General features: G+C 44.6%; 25 protein-coding genes, 1 rRNA gene, 1 pseudogene and 1 other annotated feature. Of the genes and pseudogenes, 19 read left to right on the forward strand and 8 right to left on the reverse strand.

Annotation, left to right across the window (positions count from 1 at the left end):
• Positions 1–33: 33 nt before the first annotated feature.
• From CIK98_RS05590 to CIK98_RS05665, 18 genes are all read left to right on the forward strand, one after another.
• A complete protein-coding gene (locus CIK98_RS05590; protein WP_094383284.1) occupies positions 34–741 on the forward strand; it encodes an SDR family oxidoreductase in 708 nt (235 codons plus the stop codon).
• Positions 742–764: 23 nt separating this feature from the next.
• Complete coding sequence (locus CIK98_RS05595) at positions 765–1034, forward strand: DUF1294 domain-containing protein (protein WP_094383285.1); 270 nt, start codon at positions 765–767, stop codon at positions 1032–1034.
• A 3-nt stretch (positions 1035–1037) separates the two neighbouring features.
• Positions 1038–1436 (forward strand): FKBP-type peptidyl-prolyl cis-trans isomerase, encoded by a 399-nt coding sequence (locus tag CIK98_RS05600; protein ID WP_094383286.1) that lies wholly within the window; start codon positions 1038–1040, stop codon positions 1434–1436.
• Positions 1437–1527: 91 nt separating this feature from the next.
• Positions 1528–2256, forward strand: coding sequence for a YitT family protein (locus CIK98_RS05605; RefSeq protein WP_094383287.1), 729 nt, complete (start codon positions 1528–1530; stop codon positions 2254–2256).
• 91 nt (positions 2257–2347) lie between these two features.
• Positions 2348–2701 carry an EamA family transporter gene (locus CIK98_RS05610; RefSeq protein WP_253249652.1) on the forward strand — a complete coding sequence of 118 codons (354 nt, stop codon included), beginning with the start codon at positions 2348–2350 and terminating at the stop codon, positions 2699–2701.
• Between the two features lie 87 nt (positions 2702–2788).
• On the forward strand, positions 2789–3823 hold the full coding sequence (locus CIK98_RS05615; protein ID WP_094383288.1) for an alcohol dehydrogenase: 1035 nt from the start codon (positions 2789–2791) through the stop codon (positions 3821–3823).
• A 15-nt stretch (positions 3824–3838) separates the two neighbouring features.
• Positions 3839–5611 (forward strand): alpha/beta hydrolase fold domain-containing protein, encoded by a 1773-nt coding sequence (locus CIK98_RS05620; protein WP_094383289.1) that lies wholly within the window; start codon positions 3839–3841, stop codon positions 5609–5611.
• 19 nt (positions 5612–5630) lie between these two features.
• Positions 5631–7172 carry an agmatine deiminase family protein gene (locus tag CIK98_RS05625; RefSeq protein WP_094383327.1) on the forward strand — a complete coding sequence of 514 codons (1542 nt, stop codon included), beginning with the start codon at positions 5631–5633 and terminating at the stop codon, positions 7170–7172.
• Between the two features lie 22 nt (positions 7173–7194).
• Positions 7195–7398, forward strand: a complete 204-nt coding sequence (locus CIK98_RS17595) for a hypothetical protein (protein ID WP_094390365.1) — start codon at positions 7195–7197, stop codon at positions 7396–7398.
• Complete coding sequence (locus CIK98_RS05630) at positions 7398–7835, forward strand: DUF4186 domain-containing protein (protein ID WP_094383290.1); 438 nt, start codon at positions 7398–7400, stop codon at positions 7833–7835. Before CIK98_RS17595 ends, CIK98_RS05630 begins: the two co-directional genes overlap by 1 nt.
• The gene (locus tag CIK98_RS05635; RefSeq protein WP_094383291.1) at positions 7832–8038 is read left to right on the forward strand and encodes a hypothetical protein; all 207 of its coding nucleotides are present in this window, start codon (positions 7832–7834) and stop codon (positions 8036–8038) included. The genes CIK98_RS05630 and CIK98_RS05635 overlap by 4 nt, the downstream gene beginning before the upstream one ends.
• 10 nt (positions 8039–8048) lie before the next feature.
• Complete coding sequence (locus CIK98_RS05640; RefSeq protein WP_094383292.1) at positions 8049–8282, forward strand: hypothetical protein; 234 nt, start codon at positions 8049–8051, stop codon at positions 8280–8282.
• 11 nt (positions 8283–8293) lie between these two features.
• Positions 8294–8857 (forward strand): flavin reductase family protein, encoded by a 564-nt coding sequence (locus tag CIK98_RS05645; RefSeq protein WP_094383293.1) that lies wholly within the window; start codon positions 8294–8296, stop codon positions 8855–8857.
• Positions 8857–9609 carry an MBL fold metallo-hydrolase gene (locus tag CIK98_RS05650; protein ID WP_094383328.1) on the forward strand — a complete coding sequence of 251 codons (753 nt, stop codon included), beginning with the start codon at positions 8857–8859 and terminating at the stop codon, positions 9607–9609. Before CIK98_RS05645 ends, CIK98_RS05650 begins: the two co-directional genes overlap by 1 nt.
• A gap of 26 nt (positions 9610–9635) precedes the next feature.
• The gene (locus tag CIK98_RS05655) at positions 9636–9815 is read left to right on the forward strand and encodes a transcriptional regulator (protein WP_094380885.1); all 180 of its coding nucleotides are present in this window, start codon (positions 9636–9638) and stop codon (positions 9813–9815) included.
• Entirely contained in the window at positions 9815–10264 is a 450-nt protein-coding gene (locus CIK98_RS05660; RefSeq protein ID WP_094383294.1) for a ribonuclease H, read from the forward strand. Before CIK98_RS05655 ends, CIK98_RS05660 begins: the two co-directional genes overlap by 1 nt.
• The gene (locus CIK98_RS17985; protein ID WP_172409826.1) at positions 10248–10424 is read left to right on the forward strand and encodes a hypothetical protein; all 177 of its coding nucleotides are present in this window, start codon (positions 10248–10250) and stop codon (positions 10422–10424) included. Before CIK98_RS05660 ends, CIK98_RS17985 begins: the two co-directional genes overlap by 17 nt.
• Positions 10421–10696, forward strand: coding sequence for a hypothetical protein (locus tag CIK98_RS05665; RefSeq protein ID WP_094383295.1), 276 nt, complete (start codon positions 10421–10423; stop codon positions 10694–10696). Before CIK98_RS17985 ends, CIK98_RS05665 begins: the two co-directional genes overlap by 4 nt.
• A 336-nt stretch (positions 10697–11032) precedes the next feature.
• On the opposite strand, the gene CIK98_RS05670 is transcribed toward CIK98_RS05665, so the two are convergent.
• The 7 genes and pseudogenes from CIK98_RS05670 to CIK98_RS05700 all read right to left on the reverse strand — a co-directional run bounded on the left by CIK98_RS05670 (position 11033) and on the right by CIK98_RS05700 (position 16643).
• Complete coding sequence (locus CIK98_RS05670; RefSeq protein WP_094383296.1) at positions 11033–12211, reverse strand: type II toxin-antitoxin system HipA family toxin; 1179 nt, start codon at positions 12209–12211, stop codon at positions 11033–11035.
• A complete protein-coding gene (locus CIK98_RS05675; RefSeq protein WP_094383297.1) occupies positions 12208–12516 on the reverse strand; it encodes a helix-turn-helix domain-containing protein in 309 nt (102 codons plus the stop codon). The genes CIK98_RS05670 and CIK98_RS05675 overlap by 4 nt, the downstream gene beginning before the upstream one ends.
• Positions 12517–12653: 137 nt before the next feature.
• Positions 12654–13406, reverse strand: a pseudogene (gene ltrA / locus CIK98_RS05680) (group II intron reverse transcriptase/maturase); the annotation flags it as partial.
• Between the two features lie 352 nt (positions 13407–13758).
• Entirely contained in the window at positions 13759–14991 is a 1233-nt protein-coding gene (locus CIK98_RS05685; RefSeq protein WP_172409831.1) for a M56 family metallopeptidase, read from the reverse strand.
• 314 nt (positions 14992–15305) lie between these two features.
• Positions 15306–15665 carry a BlaI/MecI/CopY family transcriptional regulator gene (locus CIK98_RS05690; protein WP_094379471.1) on the reverse strand — a complete coding sequence of 120 codons (360 nt, stop codon included), beginning with the start codon at positions 15663–15665 and terminating at the stop codon, positions 15306–15308.
• Positions 15666–15838: 173 nt separating this feature from the next.
• Positions 15839–15951, reverse strand: a 5S ribosomal RNA gene (gene rrf / locus CIK98_RS05695).
• Between the two features lie 142 nt (positions 15952–16093).
• Positions 16094–16322: a sequence feature (23S ribosomal RNA rRNA prediction is too short), on the reverse strand.
• Positions 16314–16643, reverse strand: a complete 330-nt coding sequence (locus CIK98_RS05700; RefSeq protein WP_094383299.1) for a group II intron maturase-specific domain-containing protein — start codon at positions 16641–16643, stop codon at positions 16314–16316. It overlaps the preceding feature by 9 nt.
• Before the next feature lie 167 nt (positions 16644–16810).
• Here CIK98_RS05700 and CIK98_RS05705 point away from each other — a divergent pair, with 167 nt between their 5' ends.
• The gene (locus CIK98_RS05705) at positions 16811–17248 is read left to right on the forward strand and encodes an N-acetylmuramoyl-L-alanine amidase (RefSeq protein ID WP_172409834.1); all 438 of its coding nucleotides are present in this window, start codon (positions 16811–16813) and stop codon (positions 17246–17248) included.
• Between the two features lie 36 nt (positions 17249–17284).
• On the opposite strand, the gene CIK98_RS05710 is transcribed toward CIK98_RS05705, so the two are convergent.
• A complete protein-coding gene (locus tag CIK98_RS05710; RefSeq protein ID WP_094383301.1) occupies positions 17285–17641 on the reverse strand; it encodes a hypothetical protein in 357 nt (118 codons plus the stop codon).
• Positions 17642–17662 lie beyond the last annotated feature (21 nt).

Consider the following 17662-nt stretch of genomic DNA (forward strand, 5'->3'; position numbering starts at 1 on the left):
TAATTGAACGTCGACTACAATAAGATAACTGCAATGGAATACAAAGATAAGGTAGTAATAGTGACAGGCGGTGCGCATGGCATCGGCAAATGTATCTCAGAGGAGTTCCGAAAGAGAGGGGCTTCTGTTGCGGTCATTGATGTGCGTGCGGGCGACCATTTCGTTGGAGACATCTCCCAGAAGAATGTGCTGGAAACCTTTGCCGATGAAATAATTGGCAAGTACGGCAAAGTGGATTACATAGTCAATAATGCCCTTCCTCTGATGAAGGGGCTGGATGAATGTACGTGGGAGGAGTTTCAGTATGCCTTGACAGTCGGGATTACTGCACCTTTCTATCTTGTCAAGCTGCTCGCTCCGTATCTTGCCGAGGGAGCATCGATAGTAAACATATCATCCTCGCGCGACCGCATGAGTCAGCCGCAGACAGAGAGCTACACGGCTGCCAAGGGAGGTATTGCCGCCCTTACCCATGCCCTTGCCGTTACACTTCGGGGCAAGGCAAGGGTCAACTCCATTTCTCCGGGATGGATTGATACGGACTTTAAGGAATACGATGGCGCAGATGCGGTGCAGCAGCCGGCAGGACGTGTTGGCAACCCGATGGACATCGCCAATATGGTGCTGTTCCTCTGCTCCGACAAGGCAGGATTCATCACTGGCGAGAATATCTGCATCGACGGTGGCATGACCCGGCAGATGATTTATCATGGCGATCATGGTTGGACGTTAACCGAGTAAATAACAAGGAATTCATCGGATAAATGGAAGAAATTATCTGTTTTCTCCTTGCCATCAACATTGCCACATTCCTCTTGTACGGCATTGACAAGTACAAGGCAAAGAAAAACAAATGGCGCATATCAGAGGCTACACTGCTGACGATGGCTGCCATAGGTGGCAGTATCGGAGCATGGGCAGGTATGCGACTTTGGCATCATAAGACGATGCACAAGAAATTCAAGTATGGCATACCTGTAATAATCATCATGCAGATTGCCTTGGTGGTATATCTGCTAACAAATTTTGAATGAACAATGAATAAAAGAGAATACGCACAAGCTAATAAAGATTGGCTTGCTAACAAAGCACAGGAAGAGGGAGTGAAACCGCTCCCCAAGGGTATATATTATAAGGTGTTGGCAGAGGGCAAGGCTGACGGAAAGCATCCTACGCCTCGAAACATAGTTACTGCACATTACACAGGCCGAACCATCGACGGCAAGCAGTTTGACAGCAGCCGTGGCGGTGCTCCATTGGCAATACGTCTCTGTGATCTCATTGAAGGTTGGATCATTGCCATGCAGCAGATGTGTGTGGGCGACAAATGGGAGGTCTATATCCCTGCCGAAATGGGTTATGGCAAGTTCTCGCAACCAGGCATCCCTGGGGGCTCCACCCTCGTTTTTGAGATTGAGCTTTTTGGCATTGCGTAAGTAAAGGAAACAGAATATAAACAAGATATGAATAAAGCCAAATGTATAAGATAGAAAAAAATGTTTTTGAATAAATTCGACAGTACAAAAAATGAAAGATAAGATTATTTCATTTATCTGGCAGCACTTTCTGCTTCTCATTTCGCTTTATGTGATGACGCTTGGAGTAGCCGTATGCGTCAGGAGTCAACTTGGTAGCAGCGTGATCTCGACCATACCATACGTTATGGCGAGTGCTGGCGAGTTTATGGACGCAGTACCGGAGTGGACCATCGGTACCTATACCATACTAATGAATGCCGTCTTCGTTGTGGCACAGATACTGATACTAAGAAGAAACTTTGAGTGGGTACAGCTGTTCCAGCTCGTTATCGGATGTTTCTTCGGTATGCTCATTGACTTGAACATGTATCTGACACAGTGGCTCCTGTCCGATACGCTCTGGATTAACGCCTTGGTACAGATTGCCGGTTGTACCATCCTTGGCATCGGCATTGCTATGGAGGTTAAATGTGGTTCCGTAACTATGCCTGGTGAAGGAATTACGATTGCTATCCACAAGGTTACAGGTCTTGAGTTTCCGAAAGCAAAGATAAGAGTTGACACTTCACTCGTCATCCTTGCCGTCATCCTCTGCTTTCTTTTGCTCGGATCTTGGCAATGGCAGATAGTAGGCGTTGGCACACTATTCGCCATGGTTTATGTGGGCATGGTGGTTAGATTTACCGACAAACATATCGGGTGGTTTGACCGCATCCTTGCCTACAAACCAGGATTCCGTCGCTATGTCTATGGGTTGGCTCGCTATATTAAACACTAATAACACATTAAATGATGATATTTGGCTATCTTGAAATTGAACTTGACAATGAGATTTCTGCAACTCATCAAGCTTACAATAGAGACTAACAATGAAAATGAAAGAAATGTGGTTGATATTTGCAATTCTTTCTGCTGTTTTTGCTGCAGCTACATCCATACTGGCAAAGATTGGTATCGAAGGCGTAGATTCCAATCTGGCTACGGCCATCCGCACCATGGTGGTTCTGCTGATGGCATGGGGCATGGTATTCCTGACTCATAGCCAGGGAGGTATCAGCTCCATAACACCAAAGAGTTGGCTATTCCTCATACTTTCTGGTTTTGCAACGGGAGCATCTTTGCTATGCTCCTTCTATGCCTTGAAGATAGGCGAAGTCAACAAGGTTGTACCAATAGATAAGTGTAGTTTGGTACTGACCATACTCTTTGCGGCCTCTTCTTAGGTGAAGCTTTCACATGGAAGACTCTTGTAGGTTCCATACTTCTACTTGCTGGAACATTGATCATAATATTGTAAATAGATTAAGATAATGAAAGCATATACATATATAGATAAAGGCAGGTTTGAATTGATTGACAAGCCCAAGCCTATGATTCAGGAACCTACGGATGCCATAGTTCGTGTGACCATGAGCAGCATCTGCACAAGTGACCTGCATATCAAGCATGGCAGTGTTCCAAGGGCTGTGCCCGGCATCACCGTCGGGCATGAGATGGTGGGTGTAGTGGAAGAACTGGGCAATGAAGTCGGGGGATTCTGTAAAGGCGACCGTGTGACGGTGAACGTGGAAACTTTCTGTGGAGAATGTTTCTACTGCAAGCATGGCTATGTGAACAACTGTACATCGCCACACGGTGGATGGGCACTTGGCTGCCGCATCGATGGCGGTCAGACGGAATATGTTCGTGTACCATTGGCACAGCAGGGACTGAACCATATCCCCGACGGTGTTACAGACGAACAGGCGTTGTTTGTGGGTGACATCCTCGCCACGGGTTTCTGGGCGGCACGTATCAGCGAAATCTCTACAGATGACACTGTGTTGATTATCGGAGCAGGACCTACAGGCATCTGCACTTTGCTTTGCACCATGCTGAAACATCCCAAGCGCATCATTGTCTGTGAGCAATCAGCTGAACGTCGGGCTTTCGTTAAAGCGCATTACGCCGATGTATTGCTGACGACTCCAGATGAATGTTCCGACTTCGTAATGCAGCACAGCGACCATGGAGGTGCTGACCGAGTACTGGAAGTGGCTGGTGGTAAGGACACTTTCCAACTGGCCTGGCAATGTGCTCGTCCCAATGCAATAGTGACTGTTGTTGCCCTTTATGATGAGCCACAGGTACTGCCTCTGCCTCAGATGTACGGCAAGAACCTTACCTTTAAGACGGGAGGTGTGGATGGATGTGATTGCCAGGAAATCCTGCAACTCATCAAGGAGGAAAAGATTGACACCACACCGCTCATCACCCACCGTTTTCCGTTGGAGAGGATAGCTGAAGCCTATGAACTCTTTGAGCAGAAGCGAGATGGAGTGATCAAAATGGCCATAACTCAGTAAACAGATAAAGAGAAGATGAAGTTATATCAAATCATATTCAACCCCACAGAAGGGACTCGACGTGTGAGCAAAATCCTACACTTTCTGCTTCTCACCTTTTTCCTGGCTTACATCCAGACTACAGAGGCGAAAGGTCAATTTCCATGTTTTTCATTTGGGGCAAGCATGATGAATGGGGATTTATATTGCGGTCATCAGGAGAATAGTGTTTTTGCCATGCACAGCGTCATGAAATTTCCACAGGCTTTATACGTAGCAGACTACTTGCACAAGAAAGGTCTGTCACTGAGCGACTCTGTTCTTGTACACAAGGATAGCCTGGACGCTGAGACATGGTCGCCCATGATGTCAAAATTTGAAGGGGCACGTTATTTCACGTTTGCTGAGTTAATAGAATGGTCTTTGCAGCAGAGCGACAATAATGCGTGCGACCTTTTGTTTGCATCATGCGGACAGCCGGATGCAGTAGAGAAATATATCCATACGCTTGGATTCAAAGACATCCATGTGCAACTGACGGAGAAAGAGATGAAAAAGAATCCTCATAGAGCCATAGAAAACTCAGCTACTCCGAAAGAAATGACCAGACTCTTGGAGTGGTTCTATCTTCATAGGAATGACAACAAGAATCTCTCCTTTATCTGGAATACAATGGCAGATTGTAATACTGGTAAGCAACGTATAGCAGCAGTCTTGCCCAAAGGTGGCAAACTGATTCACAAGACTGGTTCTGGCTTTCCTTCTTCTGACGGAAGACAAGACAGAAACGATGTTGGTATCGTTCTTTTGCCCGACGGTTCTCACTTGTCTATTGCCATCTTCTCACCAAAGTCAAAAGAGGAGAAAGAGGTGGCAGAGATTGCAGAACAATGTTTGATGCGCATCCAGGCGGATGAATTCCTACGCAACATGCCGCCGGACCTACAACACAAACAGACATTGGCTATACTCAGGGCTATAGATGGAGATAACAAAGCGTTGATGGCTGTGCGCAATGCCCGGAATGCTCCACCCAAGTATTCTGACCATGTGGAAACAAAGATGATTACCCCAAACATGCGCCTATATGAGCCCAAGGGAAGTCAAGACCAACACCTTCCTGTATTGTTGTATCTGCATGGAGGTGGCTGGACTTTTGGCAGCATCAACAGTTGTGGAAGATTCTGTGATGCCCTGGCTGCATCAGGCAAGATGAGAGTCATCGCTCTTGACTATCGTTTGGCTCCAGAGCATCCTTATCCTGAAGGACTGGACGATTGTATCTCTGCCGTCAATTACATCATCGACCATACTGCAGAGCTGCATATTGATGCCAACCACATCACCATTGGCGGTGACAGTTCGGGAGGTAACCTTGCTTTGGCCACGGCTTTGTCAGAAACATGCCGCGACAAAACAGAATCCTTGCTTCTGTTCTACCCTGTGACAAAGGCTTTTGACGATGGTTCGGAATCATGGCAGCACTATGGTAAAGGCTTTGGTTTGGATGCCGAAATCATGGAAGCTTTCAATCGGGCGTACACCATCAATGCTGACAATCGCTGTTCTGCCATTAGCGTAGGCCTGTGTAGTGATGAAGTGTTGAATATGCTTCCGAGAACCTTGCTCATCGCTGCTGAAAGGGACATTCTGCGCGATCAAGGATTGAATCTTGCAGAAAGGATGTGCGGAAATATACAACGGATAGAATATAAAGGAGCCGTACATCTTTTCATCACAGTTCCCGGCCAGGATACGGCATTTGACAGAGCAGTCAAAGATGCCATTGGATTTATTTGTAACAAATAATAAAACGAAATATTCAGTTATGAGCAAAATTGAAGAACTAAAGCAATTAATGTCTATTGAAGGCTGTAATACAGCACCAGACATCAAACGACATTTCGACCATATAGCAAAATTGTTGTTTGAATGTTTCGTCATTGAGTACGAAGGCTCACTCTATTTATTCAATGATATTGAGTTCTATTATTACAACAAGAACCATCGAGACATTATTACCCATCCACGTATCTCCAAGGCAATGCGATGGTATATAAACGATTTTGGTGGGATTGACTTAAATTTTGAAAGTTCGATAAAAGCCAAAATCATCTCCAATGACAAGAAGAAATCTTCAAAACATTATTTTTTGGATGATAATGCTTCTTTCGGCGGAATTCTTCTACGCAAATTAACGAAGGAAGATGGCAGTGAGATACTGGACGGTCCATGGGCTTGCGCTGAGCTTTTCAGGACTTTCAATGCAGTTAGTGGAGATGGTGATTTCCCTCGCCTGGTTGAACATAACAATGGCAGTGTAGCATATGTATGTGAGAAAAGAAAAAATCTTCGAACGCAGCAGCAAAACATTGAAAAAAAAGTATGTAGCATTATTGGAAAATTTGAGTCATATCCAAAATTTGAACTCCTATGCAACGACTTCGCGATATTCGAGGAGAAAAGATATAGGTATGTTCGTTGTGAAAATCTGATGCATGATTCCGACACTAATGAAGTGTATTTCTCCACATGGCTAAAGGATAAACGTGACGGTCATCCAGAGTTCTATCATAGGCTTATTGACTTGCTGAATGATATTGGAATAACGACAAAAGAGTTACATTACACGGAGGATTACTGGGCTCGTGACTACATGCCCATTCAATTGGGAAAAGAAGAGTTCGTGAAGTATCGTTATTATCCAGATTATCTTGTAAATAGCAACAAACCAGGAGATGCTGACACAATAACAGATTGCACAAAAGTGCTACATGGAATGGGTATAAACTGTCGGAAAACAAACCTTATTATTGATGGTGGTAATATGGTTTGTTGTGGCCCTTATATCGTCATGACTGATAAGGTATATACAGAAAATCATTACGAAAAGGGAGACATGGCGTTCAAGCATAAATTGGAATCAGAACTTGGTCATCCTGTGATAATCATTCCTTGGACTTTACATGGAGATTTCAACTCTGATGATACTGATAAATATGGGCACTCTGATGGTTTTCTCAGGTGGTGTGGAGATAATCGTATTCTAATGGGAAACCATGGTGATGAATATCCAGAAGAAGCAAAAGAGATAAAAGATATTCTGGTAGAATATGGATTCTCTGTCACAGAAATGCGTTTCAACGATATTGTTTCTTCTCCTTGTAAAGAACTTAACTGGGCATATATTAATTTTCTTCAGGTTGGAAAGCATATTGTTATGCCATCCTTCAATATCGAGGAAGACAATATAGCGTATCAGTATGTCAAAAACGCCTTTCCTGATTGTCATATACATCTGTTAGAAATGACGGAAATAGCAAAAGAAGGAGGAGCTTTGCATTGTATTAGTTGGAACATTCAAAGATGAGGACTGAATAAACCCAACAATAATGACCGCACCGAATATTGAATCATCCACACGAGAAGAGCGTTTGGATTACGTCTTGAACGAATGGCGATGTCTGCATAACTGCGAGATATGCGGCAAATGCCATGTTCTTAAAGGTCGAAGCGAAGAATCGCTATATGCCGACTATATAGACGGCAAGCGGTCGTATATGGATATAACATTGGAAATCAGAAGCAACAGATAATGGTGTCACAGAAATACATATATCCATCATTGTTCCCTGAGGAAGAATTGAATGAGAACATTTCTTCTGAGAGGAAAGAATATGACCTGACGAATCTCTTTGAGAGATTGGCAAAGTCAGACTTTCGCAGCCGTTTCCATCTGTCAATGAAAGACAGGGAATATATAATGGAAAAGGGGTTGCCTACGATACGAAATCACGCTGAGGACTTCATAGCAAAAAGACTTGCTCCGGCTGTTATACCGAACGACGGCAAGCAGACTCCTATGCGTGGGCATCCTGTTTTTTTGGCCCAACATGCCACTGGCTGTTGTTGCCGGGGCTGTTTCTTCAAGTGGCATCATATTCCAGCAGGCAGGGCACTGACTAAGGAAGAACAGGAATATGCTGTTGCTGTATTGATGGCATGGATTGAAAAACAGATGAATAAAGGATGAAGATAGAAGAAGCCATAGTATATGTGATGGTGAAGAGAAATGGCGGTATGACTACCGACCAAATTGCTGATGCCATCAATCGCCAAGGGTTGCACCAACGAAAAGACGGTCAGCCTGTGACGAGCAAGCAGGTGTATGCAACGATTTGCCGCTTTCCCGAAATGTTCACAAAAGAAGCAGGCAGGATTATGTTGATGATATAAACGTAATGAGATGACAATAGATACAACCAATATGTGCTCACACCTTAAGAAGAAGCTATTTGAACCTGATGGTGTGTATTATCCGATATGGCAAGCCATGAAGGATGATGAGACCTTGACGGCTGTAGTACGGAGCAGGCAGTTGCACATCTACAGGAATGGGAAGAAGATTCTCGTTCTGGCAGGCAAGGCACAGCCGAAGGTGATACGCGAAGATAAATTGAATGAATTGATAACAATATAATGAATAGAACTATGAAATCATTTGGACAAAAATCGTGGATGCTTCCACAGCCGGTTTTGATTATCGGCACATACGACAAGAACGGCAACCCCAATGCTATGAATGCTGCTTGGGGCGGTCAATGGGACGCTAAAGAGATTATGATTTCCATGGGCGCACATGCCACCACCGAAAACCTGAACGACTGCCCTGATTTTACCGTGGCATTTGCTACAAAGCAGACCATGGTAGCTGCTGACTTCGTGGGCATCGTATCAGCCAAGAACGATGCCGACAAGATGGCGAAAGCAGGTTGGAAATGCGAGAAGTCAGAGAATGTAAACGCACCCGTCTTCACCGACTTTCCGATGACCTTGGAGTGCCGCATCAAGGAAAAGATTGACGAGTCGGAAGAGGGCTATTACATCGTGGCAGAGATAGTCAACATCCTTGTGGATGAGAACTATCTGGCAGAGGACGGCAAGCCCGACATGGAGAAGATGGAACTCATCGTGTTCGACCCGATACATCATGGTTACATCGAACTTGGCAAGACCATCGGAAAGGCATTCTCAGATGGCAAGACTTTGAAATGATGACACTCAGATACATCTTCCATAGCGGATTCCTGCTTGAAACGGCTCGGTGCATCCTGGTATTTGACTACTGGATGGATCCTGCCGATGTCATGAGTGGATACATGAATACATGTAAACATGTGTACGTGTTTTCAAGCCACTTCCATGAGGACCACTTCACGAAAGCAATCCTCAGATGGAAGAATAGCATCCCCAATATTACATACATCCTGTCAAAGGATATACTCAAACGCCGAAGAGCGCAGAAAGAGGATGCCGATGTATGGATGGCCAAAGGAACGGTATGGGAAGATGAGAACCTGAAAGTGACAGCCACGGGCAGCAATGACAGTGGCGTGAGCTGGATTGTTGAGACAGAAGGTAAAACCATCTTTCATGCTGGTGACTTGTGCAACTGGTACGCACGCTTTCTTGTTGACGGCACGCCTGAAGGAGAGGTCTTCAGTGAAGAGTTTGGTCAACACATCAATCCTGTGGCAGAGGAAAAGCGATTCCTTGGTGAACTTAAAGACATCCGAAAGATAACCGACTCGTTTGACCTTGTGATGTTTCCAGTGGACGGACGCATCGGCAACGGCTATACGCTTGGAGGGCGTCAGTTTATCGAACGCTTCAAGGTTGGAATGTTTGTCCCAATGCACTTTGTCATGAGTGGGTTTGAGAGTGCGTGGCGTATGGAGCCTTTCTGCAAAGAAAAGAATGTCCCCTTTTGGTGCATCGGGCACGAAGGAGACAGCATAACAATATAATAATAACACATTAAATCGTTAAAACAATGGACACAAAAGAAAAAGTATTAGCAACAATGAAAGAGGCAGGACAGCCTCTCAACGCAGGTAAAATTGCAGAACTCAGCGGTCTCGACCGCAAAGAGGTAGATGCAGCTATGAAGCAGCTGAAGGCAGAGGGCGCAATCGTCTCTCCTGTTCGTTGCAAATGGGCACCTGCAGAGTGATGGTACAGGACTCGACAACATATTATGTATGGATAGGCGGGTCATGTGACTACGGTCATAAGGAACGTGCTGGTGGTGCTGCCGTTGTGATAGAGCACGACGGTAGCATCATCAGTCGTGATGTCATCAGTGATTTGCATACCACAGAGTTCCGTATGATGCTAACGCTTATGGTTAAAGTAATGAACGAGCTGCCTGACGGTTCTGACATTCTTTTCCTAACCAACGCAGCCTACATCCAGAACTTTGACAAGACACCTACAGCGAAGTCTGCCAATCTAGACCTCATCAGCCAGTGTATCGAGGCGAAAACACGGCATAATTCTGTTAGTGTCAAAATCGTACCATACCACAAAAGTCCATTGCTCATCGAAACACATGACATGGCAACAGAAGCTATGGCAAAGACAAGAAAAGAATACCACCATAGTAGTGGAGGCACAACATAAAGCCGAGGAAGAGGCACAGGCTAAGGAACGAAGGATGCAGGAGACACTGCTTAGTATCAAGAGCAAGTTCGGCAAGAACTCAATACTCCGGGGACTGAACCTTGAAGAAGGGGCTACAGCCATAAAACGCAATAAACAGATAGGAGGACACAAAGCATGATGGATAAATACACCCATATCATTGACTTGCCCCACCACGTATCAAAGGTCAGGCCACAAATGACCATGTACCAACGTGCAGCTCAGTTTGCCCCGTTTGCGGCTCTAACAGGGCATAGTGCAGCGATCAGTGAAACGGCAAGACTGACAGACAAGGTGATAGAACTCTCTGAGAGTGAGTGTCAAGTGCTCAACCAGAAAATCACATTACTTTTAGCGCACCTCGACGGGAAGTTTAGCCACATTTTACCAGTTAAGAATAAAGACTGGTAAAAGTTGGACTAAATAGACAGATTAGTTGGACTAAATAGAAATGCCTATTTCCCTGAAACATCGTATCTTTGCACCCAGATTCAAACATCGTTTAATAAAAACTTAAAGGTAATATGAGAAGTAAGATTGAAGAGTACAATGCAGTAGTAGAAGCTGCAAGGAAGTTCACGAAGAGCGTTGCCGAGGGCAACAGCAATTATGCCGAGTCGTGACTGAATAAGATAGAATATCAAATGATGGTGAACTGCTTTCAGGCAAGAAGCCCCAATTTGCCAAATGGTTGTTCAAGCAAGTTTCAACAGCAGCTATCCATTGCTGACCTACACCACATTCTTCTTATTTACGGAACTTACAGATAGCAGAAGCAACCTCTTTGATAATGGTTTCTGCCTTTCTGATACCATTATCTTTGGCGAGGGTAAGAGCATCTTCAAGGGTTTGACCTTGCAGCTTTCCTTGCATCATAAGGCAGTGCATAGTCTCTGGAAGGAAACCTCCGACATTGAAAATATAGGTCATGTCATATGCTGGCGATAACTGCCAATGACCGTTTTCGTCCATTAGGAATGAAAAGTTCTTATTGTGGTCATCGGTGTTGTTGGCAAGGATGTTGAACACCATCCTGCGAAATACCTCTTCCTGTGTGGATTCAGGAAGTCGCATCTTACGACATACCATCAGCAGTTTCTCGTAGCTGTCTGCTTCGGGGTATAAGGCAGCCAGTGTCTGCATGTGAAGCTTACGTTCCCCATCACGATCGAAACGATGCGTTATGAAGTGATTCTGTCCCTCAACTTCAATAAGTTCACATGGCATCATGTAGATACCAGCAGCTGTAGCCATCTTGTAATAAGCCATTTCAAGTTCAGCAGAAGAACGTGAAGGATCACCAAACTTAAGAATACAGTATTCAAACCCTTTTTGCCCAGCTATCTGTCCGCTTCTTATCTCACCAGTCTTTGGATTTATGGCAATGATGGCTTTAGGTTGTCTGCCACCTGCAGAGGTGCCAACAGCTATCAAGGATTGCATCGTCAAAGACTCATCTGGCATTATCTTTACGTTCTCACGCTCAGTGAATATCTTTTGAGCCAAGTCCGTCAAAGCTTTAAGATTGAGTTGTTCGGACTTCTTAATGCCAGATGATTCAGGGATAAACTCCAATGCTCCCATTCCTCGTTTGCCAATGAAAGAGAGAATTTCAAGAGGAGTGATTTCCTGGTTTCGGATGCCGTTCTGTATTCTCCAACATTCGAAGACTTGATTTCCCCAAGCATCAGGAAGCGAATCAGCAAGAAAAGGAGGCAATTTACGGTAAAGCTTCATTTCCTTATCTCCCATGATAGGACGACGGCTTGCAGGTGACTTGGTAGAAGCAATAAGAGGGAAAGGATCTAGTTCGCCACCGATAACAGCAGGATTGAACTCGAAGTACGAAATTCCTTTCCTGCCATCCCATGACAAACGACCGATTTCCTTGTCCCAGAGCATTATTTTAAGGGAGCTTGTTATCATGATTTCTTATGTCTAATTCGTTGAACCTTCTTTTCTGACTTGATGAGATATGCAGAATCTGGAAGTTCTGGCATCAGTTCGTCTAGAGTATTTATCTGACCGATAGCCTTCATCAGCAAAAGGAACGTACCAAGCGACATATTGCCTGACGTTCCGTTCTCAAACTTGTGAATGGTAGTAATGGTGATACCTGATTGCTCAGAGACATCCTTCTGCGTCATGTTACTACGCAGACGATAATCTTTGAATCTCGCTCCAAGCAGCTTTATCAATTCTGGTATGGAATATTCGTAATAGTCAGCCATAATGTCACACTTTTATTTTATATTTTGCTATAATTTATAGGTTGTTTTATTGTCTATATTGTATTACGCTTATATTTACAGCTGCAAAATTACGCAATATTTTTGAAATAAATGTATAACAAGCAAGGAAAATGTTGGATAAAGAGCAAATTTAGTATGTATGAAACCACGGTCTTTTCCTTGTTCACCTTTAGGAATAATTTTCCTTCAATGAATTTGGTTATTGACTCTCGTACACGTTCTGCTGCACGCTTGGTCTTGCAGAATATCATCGAATCGTCGGCATAGCGTACAAAGGGGTGTCCTCTGCGTGCGAGTTCTTTGTCCAACTCGTTCAGCATGATGTTGCTGAGAAGTGGGCTCAGCGGTCCTCCTTGTGGGGTGCCTTCCTCGCTTGCATGCCATAGTCCTTTGTCTATGACTCCGCTCCGAAGATATTTGTGTATAAGGCTGACTACTCTGCCGTCCTTGATGGTGCGGCTGAGTATCTCTATGAGTTTGCTGTGGCTCACTGTGTCGAAGAAGCGTTCAAGGTCGAGGTCCACTACATACTTGTAGCCTTCATCGACTATCTTCTGCACTTCTCGCAATGCGTCAAGGCAGCCCCTCCTCGGGCGGAAGCCGAAGCTTCGTTTGGAGAATTGGGGCTCATAGATTATTGTCAGTACTTGGTTGATGGCTTGTTGCACCATACGGTCAACCACGGTCGGTATGCCCAACAGGCGCTTCTTGCCATTGTCCTTGGGTATCTCTACCCTTCGGACGGGATTCGGACGGTAGGTACCGTCAAGCAAGGAGCGTAGCAGTTCATCCTTATTAGCCTTGAGCCATGGGAGCAACTGCTCGCATGACATCTTGTCGATACCGCTACAGCCCTTGTTCCTCACTACTTCATCTACACCGACCGTTCCGAATAGCTATCGGGCTTTGGCTTGTTTGGCAGCCTTACCCACGGTCATATGCCTTGTATGAAGTTTCTGTTCGTTAGGCCAGATGTTTGCCGCCGGCTTCCTTCAGATTCCACCTCACGATGGACACCCTTGCCTTGGGCTATGTGATTCCCGCTATTAGGGCTCACTCGGGACTTGCACCCGTTAGACAATGCTCATGCCGAGCGTACCACCAAAAGCCCTCCTTTTCACAAAGGAAGGCTATGGTATTGAAGCGTCTGCTCCAATCAATACGCATATGCATTCTATAGAGATTTTTATGGTTTCTTTCGTTGAATCACCACTACTTTGTCTACTTCCTTAGCACCATAAGATGCTCGCCATTCTTGACAACCGTCATGGACTCTATAGTCAGTGGGGATAGTTGTTCTACCTCTTCCTTCTGAGCCACTTGACCATCAACTATGTAAACAACCTTGGTCACATTATTATCTACTGACTGTTCTTTCTTATTTACATTTTGAGTTGATACGTCCCCTTTCAGCTTGAATGTCACTGGCACTGTAAACTTAACATTTACAGGTTTGCCATTCTGTGTACCTGGTTGCCATTTTGGCATACTGCTGACCACTCTAATAGCCTCGGCGTCCAATTCCTCGCTTACCGAGCGCACCAGTTCCGCGTTAGATATCGAACCATCTTTTCCTACTACAAATGTTACAAGCACCCTACCTTCTACTTTCTTCTCTTCAGCCACTTTAGGATAATGGAGGTTATTGCAAAGATATTTGAACAACGCAGGCATACCACCAGGGAAAGAAGGCATCTTCTCCACTACATCATATACTTTTGCATTATCATTCTGTTTGTCTTGAGGATTGCTCTTCTGCCTGCCTTTATCACTGGTATTCTGATTGGCTTGAGGCTTAACCGTCTTCTTGGACTGTGCATTGGCATCAGTAACATTTATCACACTTAACGACTCAATCGCACTCTCCGTTTCACGCTCAATGTCCATGGTAGTGCGTTCTACCGCAGGACAGGCAAAAGCTACAACCGCACAGGCTGCTACTGGCACCATGACAATTGCCTTCAGGCATTGCCACTTGTTTGTTTTCGTTGTTTTCATCATTTTAATACGTTTTTTTAGTGAATTGTAATTTAAATTGTTTGCCAGCAGAAACGCGCGTTCTCCCACTGACTTTCTTATAAGCAGCATTTGATACTGCTTGGCATCGATTCCTTCGCTTAATACGGTTGCATCAGCCTCATACTCATGGATATCCTGCAACTCGCGCTTCATTAGCCATGCCGCGGGATTATACCATTGGAACATTATCATTGCATTGCAAAGCATAACCTCGTATGAATGACCCAAACGGGCGTGTGCCTTTTCATGCATCACAATCGTTTTACTTCCCATGTCATAATCTTCTCTGTTCATCACAACATATCCAAACCAGGAAAAAGGTGATACTTTGCTATCCACCACAACAATCTTAATACCGTCTTCTTCTCTTATGTAGTCAACCTTGGAGATAAGATTGAAAATGTGGAAAAGAGAAACTATGTTTGACAAAAACATAAAGACTACACCTATAATATATAAAATAAAGAACACTTGCACCAACGATATACTATATGGGGTTGCAAAGTCGTCAATAACTTCACCTTGAAGAATTATTGATTCCACTTCAACAACTCCTTGATTGAGTGTATTGGAATCTGTAAAAGCCAAACCAACAAACGGCAAAATAAAGGACGCCACAATCATCGTCAGTATTAAGTAATGATTGAAACGAAAAAAAGTGTCTCTACTCAAGAGCAACTTATATACCAAGAAAAAGGCTATCTGGCATAACGCGACTTTAATGGAATAAACAAAGAACATACCCATAATCATCCCTCCTCTACTTCCCTAATCAATTCTTTCAGCTCATCAATACTGATTTTCTCATTTTTCACAAGAGCCGATACAGCATTAAGATAAGAACGTCCAAAAAACTTATCAACAACATTCGCCAACGAGCCACCAGAATATTCATCGCGACTGATTGTAGCGAAGTATTGAAAACAACGAGCCGACAAAGCACGATGTGAAAGGAAACCTTTATCTTCTAAAATCTTCACAAGCGTACTTAACGTATTAACATGAGGTTTGGGATCGTCATAATGCGATTGCAACTCACGTATCTGCATATCACCATACGTCCAGTAATGGTGCATGATTTCCTCTTCTTTTGCTGTCAATGTTTTCATAATTGTCTCATTTTTTAATTTCACGATGCAAAGTTACTAAAAGTTTTAGTTATACAACTAATATTCTTAGTTAATTAAACTAAAAACATTAGTTATTTAACATTTTCCCCAAAGTACTAACAGAAAAAAGCCCCGAAAGTATTTCTACTTTCAGGGCTTCGCATGATTAAAAAAGAAGGCGGCTTCCTACTCTCCCGCATTGCATTGCAGTACCATCGGCGTAAGTGGGCTTAACTTCTCTGTTCGGAATGGGAAGAGGTGGGACCCCACCACAATAACCACCTGATGTTTCTTTGCTCACCTCCTAGCTTTACCTTAAGAGGCGGTATGGGTTGACACTCGTCACACGAAACATGTATTACAAAACTCTAACTAAGGATAGCCATAACAACTGAAAGCACGGAGAGAATGTTCTCGCCAGAAAGTTTTCGGGCAATTAGTACAGCTCGGCTTTGACGTCGCCGTCTTTACACCTGCTGCCTATCAACGTCGTAGTCTGCGACGACCCTAAAAGGAGTTCTAATCTTGAGGCTGGCTTCGCACTTAGATGCTTTCACAAGGGTCAGGGTCGAGTAGAGCGAGGGAGTTTCACCCTCACCCTCTCACAGAACCGTGCGTGAAAGTCTCCCCTCATACGGCTCTTCACACTCAACTCTTTGTGCATAGACATAACCTTGGGGTCTGACCTCTCTGCCAATGATATAATAGACTGCGGTCTTTGCTCGCTATCTCTTGCAGCCAACCGAAAGCCTTGACAATGGGCTTGCGATGGAAACGCTTGTATTTCCTGCGTATCCAATAGGCAAGCACCATGTTTAGGTGGTTCATCACTTTGACAAACTCGGTCTTGCCAAACTTGTTATAGTAATTGTACCAACCTCGCACTTGGCTCTCAATCTCTATCCCCCCCTGATGGAGTTTCCAGTCAAGATGCGAATGCAGTTTCCACTCCTTCATCTTCTCATGCAGCTTCTTCACCGATTTCTTGCTGATGGCAGGAAGAAAGTTCGTGAAGCACAGGCCTTGCTTTCGATTCCATGACTTGCGGCATTGGAAAGTATAGCCGAGAAAGTCGAAGGAAGCTTCATTGCCTTCAACCTTCTTCGGAACGTGACCTGCTGAAGAACCATGAGGCAGGGCTGTTTATGAACGATGTGAAGTCGGTGCGGTGGATTATTGTCCACTGCTCGGCTTCGCGCGAGGACCGTGACTACACCGTGGAACAGATGCTGCGCGACCATAAGGCACGTGGCTTCCGCACCATCGGCTACCATTTCTATATCCGCCGCAACGGCGAGGTGACACAACACCGCCATCTGCTTGAGGTGGGTGCCCACTGCCGCCCCTACAACCGTTGCTCCATAGGCATCTGCTACGAGGGCGGCTTATCTTCCGACGGCAAGCCGAAGGACACGCGCACCAAGGAACAGCGTGAGCAGCTACAGGAGATTCTCGTGAAACTCCACCGGCTCTTCCCCGCAGCCCTTATCCGTGGTCATACGGAAATGCCCGGTGCAGTGCCCAAGGCGTGTCCGTGTTTCAATGCCTCGGCGGAGTATCACTGGATTCAGTCAATCGTTTAAGTTTCGCACGTGCTCAACTCTAAGAAGTTAAGGAAGTTAAAGAAGAAGTTTCCTTGAGCGAAGCGAAAAAAGGAAGTTAAAGAAGAAAAAAGAGTCAATCCCCACTACAGCTACTTCTGTGGGTGTGGGAAACTTTAGATATTCAGTTGATATAGCCTTGCAGTCCTTGTCCACTTTGCGGGCACGCTGATGAACTTGAAGACGAAGGCTTTGATGCTGCTGGTTTTCTTTAGTCTCGATTACCGGACCCACAAAACGGGGAAAATGCTCCCTAACGTGAAATATTCCTCCAAAAGGAGTGATTTTCTCAGATTTTATTTGTACCTTTGCCATGCCATTGAAGTTTTTGCTTGTCTTGAAATGCAGCACTAAGGCAAGTGAAAAATCTGACATGGCCAAATCCTGAGCAACAAA

The organism is Prevotella sp. P2-180, assembly GCF_002251435.1.
GTDB lineage: Bacteria > Bacteroidota > Bacteroidia > Bacteroidales > Bacteroidaceae > Prevotella.

What these genes read in the sequence shown, in the direction of transcription:
- CIK98_RS05590 (WP_094383284.1), top strand. Translation starts at nt 34, where the DNA reads ATGGAATACAAAGATAAGGTAGTAATAGTGACAGGCGGTGCGCATGGC.
- CIK98_RS05595 (WP_094383285.1), top strand. Translation starts at nt 765, where the DNA reads ATGGAAGAAATTATCTGTTTTCTCCTTGCCATCAACATTGCCACATTC.
- CIK98_RS05600 (WP_094383286.1), top strand. Translation starts at nt 1,038, where the DNA reads ATGAATAAAAGAGAATACGCACAAGCTAATAAAGATTGGCTTGCTAAC.
- CIK98_RS05605 (WP_094383287.1), top strand. Translation starts at nt 1,528, where the DNA reads ATGAAAGATAAGATTATTTCATTTATCTGGCAGCACTTTCTGCTTCTC.
- CIK98_RS05610 (WP_253249652.1), top strand. Translation starts at nt 2,348, where the DNA reads ATGAAAATGAAAGAAATGTGGTTGATATTTGCAATTCTTTCTGCTGTT.
- CIK98_RS05615 (WP_094383288.1), top strand. Translation starts at nt 2,789, where the DNA reads ATGAAAGCATATACATATATAGATAAAGGCAGGTTTGAATTGATTGAC.
- CIK98_RS05620 (WP_094383289.1), top strand. Translation starts at nt 3,839, where the DNA reads ATGAAGTTATATCAAATCATATTCAACCCCACAGAAGGGACTCGACGT.
- CIK98_RS05625 (WP_094383327.1), top strand. Translation starts at nt 5,631, where the DNA reads ATGAGCAAAATTGAAGAACTAAAGCAATTAATGTCTATTGAAGGCTGT.
- CIK98_RS17595 (WP_094390365.1), top strand. Translation starts at nt 7,195, where the DNA reads ATGACCGCACCGAATATTGAATCATCCACACGAGAAGAGCGTTTGGAT.
- CIK98_RS05630 (WP_094383290.1), top strand. Translation starts at nt 7,398, where the DNA reads ATGGTGTCACAGAAATACATATATCCATCATTGTTCCCTGAGGAAGAA.
- CIK98_RS05635 (WP_094383291.1), top strand. Translation starts at nt 7,832, where the DNA reads ATGAAGATAGAAGAAGCCATAGTATATGTGATGGTGAAGAGAAATGGC.
- CIK98_RS05640 (WP_094383292.1), top strand. Translation starts at nt 8,049, where the DNA reads ATGACAATAGATACAACCAATATGTGCTCACACCTTAAGAAGAAGCTA.
- CIK98_RS05645 (WP_094383293.1), top strand. Translation starts at nt 8,294, where the DNA reads ATGAAATCATTTGGACAAAAATCGTGGATGCTTCCACAGCCGGTTTTG.
- CIK98_RS05650 (WP_094383328.1), top strand. Translation starts at nt 8,857, where the DNA reads ATGACACTCAGATACATCTTCCATAGCGGATTCCTGCTTGAAACGGCT.
- CIK98_RS05655 (WP_094380885.1), top strand. Translation starts at nt 9,636, where the DNA reads ATGGACACAAAAGAAAAAGTATTAGCAACAATGAAAGAGGCAGGACAG.
- CIK98_RS05660 (WP_094383294.1), top strand. Translation starts at nt 9,815, where the DNA reads ATGGTACAGGACTCGACAACATATTATGTATGGATAGGCGGGTCATGT.
- CIK98_RS05665 (WP_094383295.1), top strand. Translation starts at nt 10,421, where the DNA reads ATGATGGATAAATACACCCATATCATTGACTTGCCCCACCACGTATCA.
- CIK98_RS05670 (WP_094383296.1), bottom strand. Translation starts at nt 12,211, where the DNA reads ATGATAACAAGCTCCCTTAAAATAATGCTCTGGGACAAGGAAATCGGT.
- CIK98_RS05675 (WP_094383297.1), bottom strand. Translation starts at nt 12,516, where the DNA reads ATGGCTGACTATTACGAATATTCCATACCAGAATTGATAAAGCTGCTT.
- CIK98_RS05685 (WP_172409831.1), bottom strand. Translation starts at nt 14,991, where the DNA reads ATGTTTTTGTCAAACATAGTTTCTCTTTTCCACATTTTCAATCTTATC.
- CIK98_RS05690 (WP_094379471.1), bottom strand. Translation starts at nt 15,665, where the DNA reads ATGAAAACATTGACAGCAAAAGAAGAGGAAATCATGCACCATTACTGG.
- CIK98_RS05705 (WP_172409834.1), top strand. Translation starts at nt 16,811, where the DNA reads ATGAACGATGTGAAGTCGGTGCGGTGGATTATTGTCCACTGCTCGGCT.
- CIK98_RS05710 (WP_094383301.1), bottom strand. Translation starts at nt 17,641, where the DNA reads ATGTCAGATTTTTCACTTGCCTTAGTGCTGCATTTCAAGACAAGCAAA.